Below are 13,019 nucleotides of genomic sequence, written 5' to 3' on the forward strand. Positions count from 1 at the left end.
GCGCCATCAGACCTTGGCGTCCTGCCGGGGGATGAGGATCTGCTTGATGATCAGCAGGATGCTCGCGGTCACCGGAATCGCCACGAGCGCCCCGAGCAGGCCGAGCAGTGTGCCGCCGACCAGCGCGCCGATCACGACGAGCGCTCCCGGCACCGCGATCGCCCGGTTCATCACGCGCGGCGTGAGGACATATGCCTCGATCTGCATGTACACGATGTAGATGATCGCGAACACCAGGGCGCCGATCGGGCTGCTGAACAACGCGATGATCGTGCCGGCGATCCAGAAGAGCACGGACCCGACCAGTGGGATGAGCGTGATGCAGAACGCGGCGACGGCCATGAGCAGCGGGAAGGGCAGTCCGAGGAACAGGTAGAGCAGGAACGCGATGACGGCGTTGCAGAAGGCGAGCACGACCATCCCGCCGAGATAGCCGCCGATTCCCGACGAGATCTGCTCCATCATCGACGACACGGTGCGGCGGTTGCGCGCCGGTGCGAGACGCGTGAACGCGGCCTTCATGGCGGGCAGCGTCGCCAGGAAGTAGAGGCTGAGCACGAGCACGATGATGACGCCGGAGATGACCGACCCGATCGTGAACCCGACCTTCACCACGCCGCCGCCGATGGCCGCGATGTTCGCCGGGTTGGCGAGGAAGTTCTTGATCTGATCGGTGATGTTCGACACCTGGTCGCCGAAGTTCGACTGCAGCCAGCTGTAGAAGTCCGAGTGCTGAAACGCGGTGATGGTCTGCGGGATGTTGTTCACGAACTGGCTGATCTGCCGAACCATCGTCGGCACGATGAGCCACAGCACGCCGACGAGGATGAGCGCGAATGCCGTGTAGACCATCACGATGCCCCACGGACGCTTCACCTTGTGCCGCTCCAGCGTGCGCACGACCGGGTCGAGCCCGAGCGCGGCGAAGAGCGCGAACACGATGTAGATGATGATCGTCGACAGGTTCGAGAACGCGACGCCGACGGCGAACGCCGCGAGGCCGCCGATCGTCAGCGAGAAGCCGACGACGAACGGATGATTGAGGTTGGCCCAGAAGGTGCGCGACGGCACGGCTTCGTGGGCGCGCAACGCGGCCGCGTCGGCGGCTTCGGATGCTGCTTCGGCTTCATGCTCGGTGTGATCGGACGCACCCGTCATGGCGACACTCTACGGGCGCGAGGTCGAGCATCCTAAAGGTCTAACATCCGACCATTGACAGCAGTGGTCGGGCAGCGCAAGAATCGCGATCGACGCGTCGACGACGACGCGGCCCCCCGACCCGATTGGCAGTGACACCGTCATGACCGAAGACACACTGGCTGGGCAGGAACCCGGCGACTCCGACGCGCATGTGGACGAGGTGCTGGATGCCGACGCCGCGGCGCTGGCGAAACTCGGCTACAAGCAAGAGCTGCACCGCGGCATGTCCGGCTTCTCGAACTTCGCGGTCTCGTTCTCGATCATCTCCATCCTCGCGGGATGCATCACCTCGTACGCCATCGCACTGAACTCCGGGGGACCGGCCGCCATCAACATCGGATGGCCGCTGGTCGGCGTGTTCGTGCTGCTCGTCGCTCTCGCGATGGCGGAGGTGTGCTCCAGGTATCCCACCGCAGGCGGCCTGTACTTCTGGGCCGGGCGCCTCGCCAAGAAGAACAAGCGTCAGTGGGCGTGGTTCGTGGGCTGGTTCAACTTCCTCGGCGAGGTCGCGGTGACCGCGGCCATCGACTTCGGAGCGGCGACCACGATGAACGCGTTCGCGGCGCTCGTGTGGGGCATCACGCCGACCGCCCTCGGCACGTTCCTCACGTTCGTGGTGCTCATCGTCATCCACGGGCTGCTGAACACGTTCGGCGTGAAGCTGGTGAGCATCCTCTCCAACGTCTCCGCCTGGTGGCACATCGTCGGCGTGCTGATCATCGTCGGCGTCCTGTGGATCCTCCCGACGCACCACCAGAGCTTCACCTGGACGATGACGGCCTGGCACAACTCGACCGGGTTCTCGTTCGCCCCGTACGTGTTCCTGATGGGTCTGCTGATGGCGCAGTACACGTACACCGGATACGACGCCTCCGCGCACGTTGCCGAGGAGACGAAGGGCGCTGCCCGGTCCGCGCCGAGGGGCATCGTGATGAGCGTCGTGATCTCGATCATCGGCGGCTGGATCCTGCTCTACTCGATCACCGCGGCCATCCAGAACGGAACGAGCGCGGGCCTGGACAAGCTGGCCGCATCGAGCACGGGGCTGCCGCCCGCGCAGATCTTCCTCGATGCGCTGAACAACCCGACGATGGCGAAGTTCCTGCTCTTCATCGTGTGCGGGGCGCAGTTCTTCTGCGGCATGGCATCCGTCACCGCGAACTCGCGTATGAGCTACGCCTTCTCGCGTGACAACGCCATCCCGGGATCGCGCTGGTGGTCGAAGGTGAACCCGCGCAGCGGAACCCCGACCAACTCGGTGTGGCTGTGCGTGTGCCTGTCGGTGATCCTCACCGTGCCTGCGCTGTTCAACAACACGGCCTATCTCGCGGTCACCTCGATAGCCGTGATCGGGCTGTACATCGCGTACGTGACGCCGGTGCTGCTGCGACGGCTGAACAAGGAGTTCGTGCCCGGGCCATGGCACCTGGGCAGGTGGAGCCCGCTGGTGGGATGGATCGCGGTCTGCTGGGTGATCCTCATCTGCATCCTGTTCGTGCTTCCGCCGGTCACGCCGATCACCGTCGACACGTTCAACTACGCGCCGATCGCCGTCGTGGTGGTCGCCGTCCTCGCGATCGCGCTCTGGTACGGCCGCGGACGCCGTCACTTCATGAGCCGCGAGGAATCCGAGCATCTGACTCTCGCCGCCGACAGACTTCTGGAGGAATGACCGACGGAAGGGATGGCGCAGGCTCCATGACGATGACACAGACCCCTCTCGTCGACGCGGTGCTGCAGCCGGTGCGCGACCACATGGCCTTCGAATCGTGCGTCGAGCAACTCGGCTCGGCGATCCAGCTCGGAGTGTTCCGGCCAGGCGACAAGCTGCCCACGGAACGCGAGCTCGCGGTCCGGATGAACGTGTCCCGCTCCACGGTGCGCGAGGCGATCAGTGCGTTGCGTGCTGCCGGCATGGTGACGACGACGAGAGGCAGGGGTGGGGGATCGGTGGTCGGGCACGCGGGGGCGGCCCGACCGCGCACGGATTCGGGGGTTTCCGTCTCCCCGTCCCGCGCCGAGCTCGACGATCTTCTCGTCTTCAGACGGGTCGTCGAGCCCGGTGCCTGTCAGACGGCGGCATCCACGAGCATCGGTGACGAGCAGAGGCAGCTGCTGCTCGCCGCGCTGGCCGACTTCGACACGAGCAGCGTGCCGGAGCTCTACCGCCAGGCCGACGCCCGCCTGCACCTGGCGGTCGCGGCGGCGTGCGGATCGCCCAAGCTCTCGAAGGCGGTCGGCTGGGTGCAGACCAGGGTGCACGAGTACCTGTCGGAGATCCCGTTCCTGGCGACGAACATCGTGAGCTCCGACGAGCAGCACGCCCGCATCGTGCACGCCATCATCGACGGCGACGCCGAGACCGCACGAACCACCATGGAGAAACACTGCGACGCCACAGCGGCGCTGCTGAAAGGACTTCACCCGTGACCACGCTGACAGACGGCGCCGCGAGCGTCGGCACGAGTGCCGCGGCGAGGCATCCGCGCAACGAACGGATGTTCACCCTCGACAGCCTGCGCGAGGCGATCGACGCCGGCGACATCGACACCGTCATCCTCGGGTTCACCGACATGCAGGGCAGGCTGCAGGGCAAGCTGCTGCACGGCCGGTTCTTCCTCGACACCGTGGTCGAGCACGGCACCGAGGGATGCAACTACCTGCTCGCCGTCGACGTCGACATGAACACGGTCGACGGCTACGCGGTCTCCTCCTGGGAGCAGGGGTACGGCGACATGGTGTTCGTGCCCGACTGGGGGACCATCCGCCGCCTGCCGCACCTGGAGAAGACCGCGCTCGTGCAGTGCGACCTGACGTGGATGAACGGCGAGGATGCCCGCGTGTCACCTCGCTCCATCCTGAAGCGCCAGGTGCGGCAAGCCGCCGAGCACGGCTGGACCGCGCTGGCCGGGACCGAGCTGGAGTTCGTCGTATACGAGAACAGCTACGAGGATGCGTTCGACCGCGGCTACCGCGGGCTGACGCCGGCGAACCAGTACAACGTGGACTACTCGCTGCTCGGCTCGAGCCGGGTTGAGCCGCTGCTGCGGAGCATCCGCAATGCCATGTACGAGGCTGGACTGAACCCCGAGTCGGCGAAGGGCGAGTGCAACCTCGGGCAGCACGAGATCGCGTTCCTGTACGACGAGGTCGTGGTCACGGCCGACAACCACTCGGTGTACAAGCTCGCCGCGAAGCAGATCGCCGCGCAGGCCGGCAAGTCCATCACGTTCATGGCCAAGCCGAACGAGCGCGAGGGCAACTCGTGCCACCTGCACCTCTCGCTGCGCGGACTGGACGGCGATCTGGTGTTCTGGGACGCGTCGACCGGCGCTCGCACTCCGCTCTACGACCACTTCATTGCTGGCGTGCTCGCAACGACGCGCGAGTTCACGCTGTTCTACGCGCCCAACATCAACTCGTACAAGCGCTTCGCGGAGGGGTCGTTCGCCCCGACCGCGGTGGCGTGGGGGTTGGACAACCGCACCTGCGCCCTGCGACTCGTCGGGCACGGGGCCGGTGCACGCGTGGAGAACCGGCTGCCGGGCGGCGACGTGAACCCGTACCTCGCGCTGGCGGCCATGCTCGCCGGCGGCCTGTACGGCATCGAGCACGAGCTGGAGCTGGAACCGGAGACGACGGGCAACGCGTACACGGCGGATGCCCCGCGTGTGCCCGCCACTCTGCGCGACGCCCGCGACGCTCTCGCCGGCTCGCGCATCGCGCGGGAGGCGTTCGGCGACGACGTGATCGACCACTACCTGCACTACGCCGACGTGGAACTGGCCGCGTTCGATGCCGCCGTCACCGATTGGGAGCTGCGCCGCGGCTTCGAGAGACTCTGAAGAGATGACCCTGACCGACATGCACCACGAAGCGCCGGCATCCGGGCTGCCGTCCTCGGCTTACTCCGGCGGCGGCAGCACGACGCTGATCGATCCGTCGAACGGGCGAGCCTTCCTCGAGCTGCCGCTGGCCGGACTCGAGGAGACGGATGTCGCCATCCGCCGCGCCCACGACGCGTTCGCCTCCTGGCGACAGGTCGCTCCCGGCGAGAGGGCTCGTCTGCTGCGCGCGTTCGCGGCGACGGTCGACGCCCACCTCGAGGAGCTCGCGGCACTGGAGGTGCTGAACTCCGGGCACACGATCGGCAACGCGCGGTGGGAGGCCGGCAACGTTCGCGACGTGCTGAACTACTACTCCGCGGCTCCGGAGCGGCACTTCGGACGGCAGATCCCGGTGGCCGGCGGTCTGGACGTCACCTTCCACGAACCGCTCGGCGTCGTCGGGGTGATCGTGCCGTGGAACTTCCCGATGCCGATCGCCGGCTGGGGCTTCGCGCCCGCGCTCGCCGCGGGCAACACCGTGGTGCTCAAGCCCGCCGAACTGACGCCGCTGACCGCGATGCGCATCGGCGATCTCGCATTGGAGGCGGGCATCCCCGAGGGCGTGTTCACCGTACTGCCTGGCCGCGGGTCCGTCGTCGGCGAACGGTTCGTCACGCATCCCCTGGTGCGCAAGGTGTGCTTCACCGGATCGACAGAGGTGGGCAAGCGCATCATGCGCGGCTGCGCCGACCAGGTGAAGCGAGTCACCCTCGAGCTCGGCGGCAAGAGCGCGAACATCGTGTTCGCCGACGCCGACCTCGAGCAGGCAGCAGCTGCGGCACCGGGCGGCGTGTTCGACAACGCGGGGCAGGACTGCTGCGCACGCTCGCGCATCCTGGTCGAGCGCAGCGTCTACGACCGGTTCATGGAGCTGCTCGAGCCGGCCGTGCGCGACTTCCGCGTGACCGATCCTGCCGACAGTGAAGCCCAGATGGGACCGCTCATCTCGTCCGGTCAGCTGCACACCGTTCGCGGCTACCTGGATGACGCCGACATCGCGTTCACCGGCTCCGCACCGGTGGAGACAGGCGGATTCTGGTGCCCGCCGACGGTGGTCGTGCCCCGCGGGCCATCCGATCCGGTATGGCGCGAGGAGGTGTTCGGACCCGTCGTGGCCGTCGTGCCGTTCAACGACGAGACGGATGCCATTGCCCAGGCGAACGACAGCGACTTCGGTCTCAGCGGCTCGATCTTCACGCGTGACGTCGGCCGCGCCCTGCGGGTGGCCCGTGGCGTGGAGAGCGGCAACCTCTCGGTGAACTCGCACTCGTCCGTCCGGTATTGGACGCCGTTCGGCGGCTTCAAGCAGTCCGGCCTCGGCCGCGAGCTCGGCCCCGACGCTCCCGACGCGTTCAGCGACGTGAAGAACGTGTTCATCGCATCGTGAGCTCGCCGAGCTCGACCACGCACAGCAGCAAAGGAAACAACCAGATGACAGGCAAACTCGACGGCAAGGTCGGCGTGATCACCGGCGGATGCTCCGGCATCGGCCTCGCGACCGCGCGCAAGTTCCACGCGGAGGGCGCGACGGTCGTCATCGGCGACCTCGACACCGAGCGGGGAACGGCCATCGCCTCCGAGCTGGACGGCTCGTTCGTGCGCGCCGACGTGACGAACGCGGATGACGTGAACACGTTGTTCGCGCACGCCAAGGAGCGGTACGGGCGGGTCGACATCGCGTTCAACAACGCCGGCATCTCGCCGGCCGATGACGACTCGATCCTGAAGACCGGCATCGAGGCGTGGGACCGCGTGCAGCGGGTCAACCTGACCAGCGTCTACCTGTGCTGCAAGGCCGTGCTGCCGTACATGCTCGAGCAGGGCGGCGGGTCGATCATCAACACGGCATCCTTCGTCGCGGTCATGGGGGCTGCGACCTCGCAGATCTCGTACACCGCGTCGAAGGGCGGCGTGCTTGCGATGACCCGCGAGCTCGGCGTGCAGTTCGCGGGCAAGGGCATCCGGGTCAACGCACTCTGCCCGGGGCCGGTGAACACACCGCTGCTGCAGGAACTGTTCGCGAAGGACCCGGAGCGTGCTGCCAGGCGCCTCGTGCACATCCCGATGGGACGGTTCGCCGAGCCGGAGGAGATCGCGAACGCCGTGGCGTTCCTCGCCGGCGACGAGTCGAGCTTCATCACCGCAACCGAGTTCCTGGTCGACGGCGGCCTGAGCCACGCCTACGTGACGCCGCTGGAGAGCGACTTCGAGTGAGCGAAGCGGCACGGATGCCCGTCATCGGCATCACCACCTACCACCGCCCAGCGTCGTGGGGCACGTGGAGCGACGTCGAGTGCGACCTGCTGCCGTCCGCCTACGCGCAGTCGGTGACCGGTGCCGGAGGTGTGCCGTTGCTCGTCCCGCCGCTCGCCACGGCGGAGGCCGCCGACTCGACCGTTGCCGCCCTCGACGGACTGATCATCGCGGGCGGCGAGGACATGAACCCGGCCGCCTACGGCGCGGAGCCCGACCCGCACGTCACGGGCTGGGTCGACGCCCGCGATGCCGGCGAACTGCTCCTGCTCGACGCCGCCGAGCGCGTCGGCCTGCCCGTTCTCGGAATCTGCCGTGGCATGCAGGTGATGGCCGTGCACTCCGGTGGGTCGCTCATCCAGCACCTTCCCGATGCGATCGGTCACGCCCGTCACGCGGCGACCGATGGCACCTACTCCGACACCGATGTGCACGTGGATGCCGCCTGCCGACTGGCGTCCCTCCTCCCCGGCGACTTCACGGTCGCGAGCCATCACCACCAGGCCGTGGCGGAGCATCCGGGATTCCTCGCAGCGGCACGCGACGACGACGGAGTGCTGCAGGCGATGGAGGCGCCGGGGGAGCGGTTCGCGGTGGCGGTGCAGTGGCATCCGGAGCAGCATGACGACGCGGGCCTGTTCGCCGGCCTCGTGGCCGCCGCCCGCCGCTACCGCATTCGGTGAGCTCGCGCGACTCGGTTATCCGAGGCGGTCGAGTTCCTCCTGGGTCAGCTCGATGTCTACCGCGGTGACCGAGTCGAGGATGCTCTCCGGACGCGACGCTCCGGGAATCGGGATCACGCCCGGTCCCTTCGCGAGCTCCCATGCGAGCGTGACCACCTGCGGGCTCACGCCACGAGCATCCGCGACGTCTTGGAACGCCTCGAATCCTTCCCCCGCACCATTGCGGCCGATGCCGCCCAGTGGGCTCCAGGGCAGAAACGCGATGCCGAGCTCGGTGCAGTAGTCGAGTTCGGGCTGGCTGGAACGGAACCGCGGCGAGAACTGGTTCTGCACCGACACGAGGCGTCCTCCGAGCACGTCTTGCGCGATGTCGATTTGTTCGACGTTCGCGTTCGAGATACCCGCCATCTCGATCACGCCATCGTCGAGCAGGTCGCGCAGTGCGGTGACCGATTCGGTGTAGGGGACGGAAGGATCGGGTCTGTGGAATTGGTACAGTCCGATTCGCTCTACACCGAGGCGACGACGTGACTCCTCAGCAGCCCCACGGATGTAGTCCGGATTGCCGTTCACGGTCCAGCTCCCATCGCCTGGGCGCAGGTGCCCGCCCTTCGTGGCGACGAGTACGTCGGACGTGTCACCGTCGTACTCCCGAAGTGCTTTGGCGATGAGTGCCTCGTTGTGACCGACCTCGTCGGCATGGACGTGGTACGCATTCGCCGTGTCGATCAGTGTGACGCCGGCATCCAGAGCGGCGTGGATCGCGGCGATCGATCGCTTCTCGTCGGGGCGCCCCTCGATCGACATCGGCATGCCGCCGAGTCCGATGGCGCTGACGGTGCGGTCCCCGAGGGGTCGTTGCTGCATGGTGGCTACGCTACCGGCGGTGCCCCGGCACCATCGACGCTTCTGCGCAGCTTCTCGCACAGTGCCTCGAGCTGCGCGAGTTCCTCCGGCGTGAGCGCGCTGCCGACGTGGTCGATGATCGACCGGCCGTGCTGCACGGCGCAGTGCCGGTACAGCTCGTAGCCGGCATCCGACAGTCGAACGATGGCGCCGCGGCCGTCATCCGGCTCAGGGCACTTCGACAACAGTCCGCGTTCGATGAGCCGGTCGACGAGACGACTGACGCTGGGCTGGGTGAGCAGCACCTGCGTGCGCAGATCGCGCATGCGGATGCTGCGGTTCTCCTGCTTCGAGATGGTGTGCAGCACGTCGTACTCGGTGAGGCTGAGGTCGGCGTCGCGCGGGAACTCCGCGCTGAGCGTTCGCATCACCGTCACCTGGGCACGGAACAGCGACTCCCACGCACTGATCGCGGACTTCTTGGCCACGGTGTCGCCCCCTTCGCGCCTCGACGACGTCGCGTTCCAGAGTACGGCTCACCCCCGACGAACGTCCCCGTCAAGGCCGGGCCACGAGGCGGCCCGGTTGCTCGCGCTTCGCGCTCAACAGGCTCAGTCGGCTCGGCGCTGAACGCAAGCGTTCCGCGCTCTCACCTCGATCGTCTGTAGCCTGGGGGCATGGATGACCGTCACCCCACCTACCCCGCCCGGACCGGTGCATCCGGAGCCTGGGTCTGGATCGCCTTCGGTCTCGCCGTGCTCGGCGCCGCCGGTTTCGTGATCACGTTGCTCACGAACGGTCACTACAGCGGCTGACCTTCGGCACAAGACAGAACGAGGGCCGGTCGTAGAGGCTTACGACCGGCCCTCTCCCTTGCACCAAGAGTGTCCTGCAATCACATTCCACACCGACCGCCACAGCAAACAGCCGGTGCTCTTGCACTCTATAACGAACAGGTAACGGGGCGCTAGTTATCGTTCCGTTATTTTTCTTGTGAATTCGTGATGACCGCACGAGGGCGGGTCGGCGTCGCTGGACCGGTCCGAACCGACCCTTGACCCAGTGCAATCGGCTCGCAATACTAAACCAAATGGTAAAGCGATCTTCGGCATTGACGACCGTGTACGCGGCCCTCGCCGATCCGACCCGCCGCAGGATGCTCGAGGACCTGCGCGACGGAACGCGCACGGTGAGCGAGCTGCGGCATCCGTCGACCATCACCCTGGCGGCCGTGGGCAAGCACATCGCCGTGCTCGAGGCGGCCGGACTCGTTCGAACCGTGAAGAGCGGTCGAGTGCGCTCGTGCCACCTCGTTCCTGGCGCGCTGGGTGAGGCGCAGAAGTGGATTGAGGAGCAGAACCGCTTCTGGAACGAACGCCTCGACGCGCTGGCCGACCACCTGCAGACGAAGGACGACTCATGACCGAGATCCGAATCCACCGCGAACTGCACGCACCGATCGGCGACGTCTGGAGATCGCTCACCGACCCGGACGAGCTCGCCTCCTGGTTCTGGCCGCAGCGGTTCGGCACCGAATGCCGAGTCGACCTTCGCGTCGGCGGCACCTATCGCATCGACGGGGTGGCGGCAGGGGTGGCCGTGTCTGGCGGGTACGTCGCTGTCGACGAGCCGACGTCGTTGTCGTTCACGTGGGCGTGGGACGGCGATGACGAACAGACCCTCGTCACGATCTCCCTCGCTCCGACGGATGCCGGCACCACCCTCGATCTGCTGCACGAGCGATTCTCGAGCGCGCAGACGGCGGTCGATCACGAACAGGGCTGGAACGACTGCCTCGATCGTCTGAGCTCGGCGGTGCGGGCCTGATCCCCTAGCGTCGGTCCCGTCCGCAGCCTGAGCGCCTCACACGAGCGTGACGCGCTGGATCTCCGTTCGCGCGATCGCCCTGTCGCGCACGTTGGATGCCGCCGTGCGCCTTGGGTCGCGCATGTAGGCATCCAGTCCGGAGTCCTCGGCGAACTCGATGATCTGCGTCTCGAACGGATGCCCGTCAGCAGACGCCGCATCGCCCGCGTTCGTCCCATCGTCGTCGCCTGCCCGAACGCGGGCGACGACCCGCGCGCCGTGCTCCGGCAGCAGTGCCAGCACCGAATCCTCATACGCGACGAGGGCATCCTCCTGCCCGGCATTCGGCCACAACGTCACGCACAGCACCACACTCATGCGATGACCGTACCGAAGGTCGGAGCGGCGGCGCGCTACCTGTGTCGTTCTTCAAGCCCCGCTTGACACAATTCATCGCGCGATGAATTATTGGCTCATCGAGCATCGAGGAGGTCACCATGCGCGCGATCGTGCTCAAGGAATTCCAGGAGCTACGCCGCGATCGGCGCACGCTCGCGCTGCTCATTGTGATGCCGTTGCTGCTGCTCGTGATCTTCGGGTACGCGGCGAACTTCACCGTGGACCACCTCTCGGTGGCCGTGTATGGCAGCCAAGCGACGACGGTCACGAAGCTCATCGACGACAACTCACAGCTGAAGAACCACCTCGACGTCGTGACCACAGACGCGAACGGGACGAAAGCGGATGCCAGCGAGGAGCTGCGCAATGACCGCGCCGACGTCGCGATCTACGCGGTGCAGGCATCCGGTGCGTCCGCTTCGGGTGGCGTGGATGCCCACGTCTATATCGACGGCTCGAACCTGTTCGCGGCGCAGTCGGCGAAGACGATCTTCGCCCAGGTGCAGCAGCAGCTCACGCAGCAGGCGGCCGCGGCTCAGGCAAAGGCAGCCCAGGCATCTGGAGCCCAGGCGTCCGGCTCGCAGGCATCCGGCGCGCAGCCCATGCAGGCATCCGGCGTGCAGCCCATGCAGCTCACGGTCACCACGCTGTTCAACCCCGACCTGAAGACGTCGTGGGTGATGATTCCGGCCATCATCGGGCTGATCCTCACGTTCATCGGCACGATCATCACCTCGATCGGCCTCGTGCGCGAACGCGAGGCGGGAACGCTCGAACAGCTCGCCGTGATGCCGCTACGGGCCAGCGCCGTGGTGCTCGGCAAGATCTCGCCGTACTTCCTGCTCGCCTGCTTCGACATGGCGCTGATCACCGTGCTCGGACTGCTGCTGTTCGGCGTTCCGTTCAACGGGAACCCGCTGATCTTCATCGTCGGGGCGGCGCTGTTCCTCTTCGTCGTGCTCGGGCTCGGGGTGCTGATCTCCTCGGTATCGCGAACAACCGGGCAGGCGATCCAGCTGGCATTCATGGTGCTGCTGCCGCAGATCCTGCTCTCCGGCATGATCTTCCCGCTCTCGGCGATGGCGGCCGGCGTTCGCTGGATCGGCTACTTCCTGCCGCTCACCTGGTTCACGATGATCTCGCAGGGTGTCATGATCCGGGGTGCCAGCTGGGATTCCCTCTGGTTCCCGCTCGTCATCCTCGCCGTCATGGCCGTCGTCATCTTCGGCCTCGCCGTCGTTCGCCTGAGCCGCAGCATCTCGCCGGTGAAGCAGCGCAGGCATCCCGAGCATGCGGATGCCGCGCCACGGCACGCGGCCGAGGCGGCGTGATGTCCGCCCCGTTCGGCGTCACCGACCTGACCGTGCGGTTCGGCCGCGTCACGGCGCTCGACGACGTGTCGCTTCGCGCTCTTCCCGGCGAGGTCACGGCGATCGTCGGCGGAGACGGCGCAGGCAAGTCCACCCTGCTGCGTGTACTCGCGGATCGCTTGCGAGCGGATGCCGGCACCATCCGCACCCTGGATCGCACGCGCTTCGGATACCAGCCGGCCACCTCCGGCGTGTGGCCGACCCTGACCGTCGAGGAGAACCTCGAGTTCGTCGGGAGGTCGTACGGGATGCCCGCCACGAGCATCCGGACCCGCTCCGCCGAGCTGTTGGACCGCGCAGGTCTTTCGACTGCTCGCCACCGGCTGGGACACGCGCTCTCCGGGGGAATGCGGCAGAAGCTCGGCTTCGTGCTCGCCATTCTGCACGACCCGGAGCTCGTGCTGCTCGACGAGCCGAGCACCGGCGTCGACCCGGTCAGCCGTGTGGAACTGTGGCGCCTCATCAGCGCTACGGCACGCAGCACGACCGCCGACGGACACCCGACTACCGTCGTCATGGCGACGACGTACCTCGACGAGGCGCAACGGGCGGCGTCGGTACTCGCCCTGGATGCC

At 67.1% G+C, this 13,019-nt stretch carries 15 protein-coding genes; 11 read left to right on the forward strand and 4 right to left on the reverse strand.

Annotated elements, in window-relative coordinates:
• Nucleotides 1-6 precede the first annotated feature (6 nt).
• Complete coding sequence (locus tag ACTHNC_RS01030) at nucleotides 7-1,158, reverse strand: AI-2E family transporter (RefSeq protein WP_440292728.1); 1,152 nt, start codon at nucleotides 1,156-1,158, stop codon at nucleotides 7-9.
• Between the two features lie 142 nt (nucleotides 1,159-1,300).
• Between ACTHNC_RS01030 and ACTHNC_RS01035 the strand changes: the two genes are divergently transcribed.
• The 6 genes from ACTHNC_RS01035 (at nucleotide 1,301) to ACTHNC_RS01060 (ending at nucleotide 8,023) form a co-directional block, all read left to right on the forward strand.
• Nucleotides 1,301-2,872: an amino acid permease gene (locus ACTHNC_RS01035; protein WP_440292729.1), complete on the forward strand. Its 1,572-nt coding sequence runs from the start codon at nucleotides 1,301-1,303 to the stop codon at nucleotides 2,870-2,872.
• 32 nt (nucleotides 2,873-2,904) lie between these two features.
• The gene (locus ACTHNC_RS01040; RefSeq protein ID WP_440292730.1) at nucleotides 2,905-3,630 is read left to right on the forward strand and encodes a FadR/GntR family transcriptional regulator; all 726 of its coding nucleotides are present in this window, start codon (nucleotides 2,905-2,907) and stop codon (nucleotides 3,628-3,630) included.
• A gap of 68 nt (nucleotides 3,631-3,698) precedes the next feature.
• Nucleotides 3,699-5,045, forward strand: a complete 1,347-nt coding sequence (locus ACTHNC_RS01045; RefSeq protein WP_440292740.1) for a glutamine synthetase family protein — start codon at nucleotides 3,699-3,701, stop codon at nucleotides 5,043-5,045.
• 19 nt (nucleotides 5,046-5,064) lie between these two features.
• Nucleotides 5,065-6,474, forward strand: coding sequence for an aldehyde dehydrogenase family protein (locus tag ACTHNC_RS01050; protein WP_440292741.1), 1,410 nt, complete (start codon nucleotides 5,065-5,067; stop codon nucleotides 6,472-6,474).
• A gap of 44 nt (nucleotides 6,475-6,518) precedes the next feature.
• Nucleotides 6,519-7,301, forward strand: a complete 783-nt coding sequence (locus ACTHNC_RS01055; RefSeq protein WP_440292731.1) for a 3-oxoacyl-ACP reductase — start codon at nucleotides 6,519-6,521, stop codon at nucleotides 7,299-7,301.
• The gene (locus ACTHNC_RS01060; RefSeq protein ID WP_440292732.1) at nucleotides 7,298-8,023 is read left to right on the forward strand and encodes a gamma-glutamyl-gamma-aminobutyrate hydrolase family protein; all 726 of its coding nucleotides are present in this window, start codon (nucleotides 7,298-7,300) and stop codon (nucleotides 8,021-8,023) included. Before ACTHNC_RS01055 ends, ACTHNC_RS01060 begins: the two co-directional genes overlap by 4 nt.
• A gap of 15 nt (nucleotides 8,024-8,038) precedes the next feature.
• Here ACTHNC_RS01060 and ACTHNC_RS01065 read toward each other — a convergent pair whose 3' ends face one another.
• Nucleotides 8,039-8,890: an aldo/keto reductase gene (locus ACTHNC_RS01065; protein WP_440292733.1), complete on the reverse strand. Its 852-nt coding sequence runs from the start codon at nucleotides 8,888-8,890 to the stop codon at nucleotides 8,039-8,041.
• Between the two features lie 5 nt (nucleotides 8,891-8,895).
• Entirely contained in the window at nucleotides 8,896-9,297 is a 402-nt protein-coding gene (locus ACTHNC_RS01070; RefSeq protein WP_440292742.1) for a MarR family winged helix-turn-helix transcriptional regulator, read from the reverse strand.
• A 249-nt stretch (nucleotides 9,298-9,546) separates the two neighbouring features.
• Between ACTHNC_RS01070 and ACTHNC_RS01075 the strand changes: the two genes are divergently transcribed.
• The 3 genes from ACTHNC_RS01075 (at nucleotide 9,547) to ACTHNC_RS01085 (ending at nucleotide 10,696) form a co-directional block, all read left to right on the forward strand.
• Complete coding sequence (locus tag ACTHNC_RS01075; RefSeq protein WP_440292734.1) at nucleotides 9,547-9,684, forward strand: hypothetical protein; 138 nt, start codon at nucleotides 9,547-9,549, stop codon at nucleotides 9,682-9,684.
• Nucleotides 9,685-9,959: 275 nt separating this feature from the next.
• Nucleotides 9,960-10,292: an ArsR/SmtB family transcription factor gene (locus tag ACTHNC_RS01080; protein ID WP_440292735.1), complete on the forward strand. Its 333-nt coding sequence runs from the start codon at nucleotides 9,960-9,962 to the stop codon at nucleotides 10,290-10,292.
• Nucleotides 10,289-10,696 (forward strand): SRPBCC family protein, encoded by a 408-nt coding sequence (locus ACTHNC_RS01085; protein ID WP_440292736.1) that lies wholly within the window; start codon nucleotides 10,289-10,291, stop codon nucleotides 10,694-10,696. Before ACTHNC_RS01080 ends, ACTHNC_RS01085 begins: the two co-directional genes overlap by 4 nt.
• 36 nt (nucleotides 10,697-10,732) lie before the next feature.
• Here ACTHNC_RS01085 and ACTHNC_RS01090 read toward each other — a convergent pair whose 3' ends face one another.
• The gene (locus ACTHNC_RS01090) at nucleotides 10,733-11,053 is read right to left on the reverse strand and encodes a hypothetical protein (protein ID WP_440292737.1); all 321 of its coding nucleotides are present in this window, start codon (nucleotides 11,051-11,053) and stop codon (nucleotides 10,733-10,735) included.
• A gap of 119 nt (nucleotides 11,054-11,172) precedes the next feature.
• Here ACTHNC_RS01090 and ACTHNC_RS01095 point away from each other — a divergent pair, with 119 nt between their 5' ends.
• Both ACTHNC_RS01095 and ACTHNC_RS01100 read left to right on the forward strand, forming a co-directional pair.
• Nucleotides 11,173-12,405 carry an ABC transporter permease gene (locus tag ACTHNC_RS01095; protein WP_440292738.1) on the forward strand — a complete coding sequence of 411 codons (1,233 nt, stop codon included), beginning with the start codon at nucleotides 11,173-11,175 and terminating at the stop codon, nucleotides 12,403-12,405.
• A partial coding sequence (locus tag ACTHNC_RS01100) for an ABC transporter ATP-binding protein (RefSeq protein ID WP_440292739.1) occupies nucleotides 12,405-13,019 on the forward strand: 615 nt, incomplete at its 3' end. The genes ACTHNC_RS01095 and ACTHNC_RS01100, both read left to right, overlap by 1 nt.

Origin of the sequence: Humibacter sp. (assembly GCF_051954055.1) — a bacterium.
GTDB lineage: Bacteria > Actinomycetota > Actinomycetes > Actinomycetales > Microbacteriaceae > Humibacter.

Coding starts and splice junctions, on each gene's coding strand:
- ACTHNC_RS01035 (WP_440292729.1), top strand. CDS start 1,301: ATGACCGAAGACACACTGGCTGGGCAGGAACCCGGCGACTCCGACGCG.
- ACTHNC_RS01045 (WP_440292740.1), top strand. CDS start 3,699: ATGTTCACCCTCGACAGCCTGCGCGAGGCGATCGACGCCGGCGACATC.
- ACTHNC_RS01040 (WP_440292730.1), top strand. CDS start 2,905: ATGACACAGACCCCTCTCGTCGACGCGGTGCTGCAGCCGGTGCGCGAC.
- ACTHNC_RS01065 (WP_440292733.1), bottom strand. CDS start 8,890: ATGCAGCAACGACCCCTCGGGGACCGCACCGTCAGCGCCATCGGACTC.
- ACTHNC_RS01055 (WP_440292731.1), top strand. CDS start 6,519: ATGACAGGCAAACTCGACGGCAAGGTCGGCGTGATCACCGGCGGATGC.
- ACTHNC_RS01050 (WP_440292741.1), top strand. CDS start 5,065: ATGCACCACGAAGCGCCGGCATCCGGGCTGCCGTCCTCGGCTTACTCC.
- ACTHNC_RS01070 (WP_440292742.1), bottom strand. CDS start 9,297: ATGCGAACGCTCAGCGCGGAGTTCCCGCGCGACGCCGACCTCAGCCTC.
- ACTHNC_RS01080 (WP_440292735.1), top strand. CDS start 9,960: ATGGTAAAGCGATCTTCGGCATTGACGACCGTGTACGCGGCCCTCGCC.
- ACTHNC_RS01090 (WP_440292737.1), bottom strand. CDS start 11,053: ATGAGTGTGGTGCTGTGCGTGACGTTGTGGCCGAATGCCGGGCAGGAG.
- ACTHNC_RS01095 (WP_440292738.1), top strand. CDS start 11,173: ATGCGCGCGATCGTGCTCAAGGAATTCCAGGAGCTACGCCGCGATCGG.
- ACTHNC_RS01030 (WP_440292728.1), bottom strand. CDS start 1,158: ATGACGGGTGCGTCCGATCACACCGAGCATGAAGCCGAAGCAGCATCC.
- ACTHNC_RS01085 (WP_440292736.1), top strand. CDS start 10,289: ATGACCGAGATCCGAATCCACCGCGAACTGCACGCACCGATCGGCGAC.
- ACTHNC_RS01075 (WP_440292734.1), top strand. CDS start 9,547: ATGGATGACCGTCACCCCACCTACCCCGCCCGGACCGGTGCATCCGGA.